This window comes from Pseudonocardia xishanensis, from assembly GCF_039541715.1.
GTDB classification, from domain to species: Bacteria; Actinomycetota; Actinomycetes; order Mycobacteriales; family Pseudonocardiaceae; genus Pseudonocardia; species Pseudonocardia xishanensis.
This window is the reverse complement of sequence record NZ_BAABGT010000139.1, coordinates 1-1711: the sequence shown is the minus strand read 5'-3', so window position 1 is coordinate 1711 and position 1711 is coordinate 1. Positions and strand designations below refer to the sequence as shown.

The following is a 1711-nucleotide window of genomic DNA, read 5'->3' as shown; positions in this document are numbered from 1 at the left end:
CGAATGCAGAGTGAGAATCTCTGCCGCCGGATGACCAAGGGTTCCTGGGCCAGGTTGTTCCGCCCAGGGTGAGCCGGGACCTAAGGCGAGGCCGACAGGCGTAGTCGATGGATAACGGGTTGATATTCCCGTGCTCGTGATAGTGCGTCCATGCTGAGGTCGTTGATGCTAACCATCCGAAGCCCCCCGTGATGCCTTCGGGCTGAGTGGGTGTGGTGGAGCGTGGGAACCGATTCGGTAGTAGGCAAGCGATGGGGTGACGCAGGAGGGTAGCCTCGCCACGCGGTGGTTGTCGTGGTGTAAGCCTGTAGCCTGATTCCTAGGTAAATCCGGGGGTCGTGAAGGGTGAGAGGTGATGCGTAGCCGATTGAGGCGAAGTAGGGTGATCCCATGCTGTCGAGAAAAGCCTCTAGTGAGTGCTGTTGCGGCCCGTACCCCAAACCGACACAGGTGGTCAGGTAGAGAATACCGAGGCGATCGAGTGAACTCTGGTTAAGGAACTCGGCAAAATACCTCCGTAACTTCGGGAGAAGGAGGGCCGGTTGTCTTGAAGCTCTTCGCGGGCTAGGGACGGCCGGTCGCAGAGACCAGGCCCAAGCGACTGTTTACTAAAAACACAGGTCCGTGCGAAGTCGCAAGACGATGTATACGGACTGACGCCTGCCCGGTGCTGGAACGTTAAGAGGACCTGTTAGTCCTTCGGGGCGAAGCGGAGAATTTAAGCGCCAGTAAACGGCGGTGGTAACTATAACCATCCTAAGGTAGCGAAATTCCTTGTCGGGTAAGTTCCGACCTGCACGAATGGCGTAACGACTTGGGCGCTGTCTCGACCAGAGACTCGGCGAAATTGCACTACGAGTAAAGATGCTCGTTACGCGCGGCAGGACGGAAAGACCCCGGGACCTTTACTACAGCTTGGTATTGGTGCTCGGTTCGGCTTGTGTAGGATAGGTGGGAGACTGTGAAGTGGTCACGCTAGTGGCTGTGGAGTCGTTGTTGAAATACCACTCTGGTCGAATTGGGTGTCTGAACCTCGGGCCATGATCTGGTTCAGGGACAGTGCCTGGTGGGTAGTTTAACTGGGGCGGTTGCCTCCCAAAGAGTAACGGAGGCGCCCAAAGGTTCCCTCAGCCTGGTTGGCAATCAGGTGTCGAGTGTAAGTGCACAAGGGAGCTTGACTGTGAGACTGACGGGTCGAGCAGGGACGAAAGTCGGGACTAGTGATCCGGCACCACCTTGTGGAAGGGGTGTCGCTCAACGGATAAAAGGTACCCCGGGGATAACAGGCTGATCTTGCCCAAGAGTCCATATCGACGGCATGGTTTGGCACCTCGATGTCGGCTCGTCGCATCCTGGGGCTGGAGTAGGTCCCAAGGGTTGGGCTGTTCGCCCATTAAAGCGGTACGCGAGCTGGGTTTAGAACGTCGTGAGACAGTTCGGTCCCTATCCGCCGCGCGCGCAGGAGACTTGAGGAAGGCTGTCCCTAGTACGAGAGGACCGGGACGGACGAACCTCTGGTGTGCCAGTTGTCCCGCCAGGGGCATGGCTGGTTGGCTATGTTCGGAAGGGATAACCGCTGAAGGCATCTAAGCGGGAAGCTCGTTCCAAGATGAGGTCTCCCACCACCTTGCGTGGTTAAGGCTCCCAGTAGACGACTGGGTTGATAGGCCAGAGATGGAAGCCCTGTGAGGGGTGGAGTTGACTGGTACTA

Annotated in this window: 1 rRNA gene; it reads left to right on the top strand. The window is 57.5% G+C overall.

From position 1 onward, the window contains the following. Positions 1-1711: ribosomal RNA gene (locus ABD993_RS36505) — 23S ribosomal RNA — on the top strand; the annotation flags it as partial.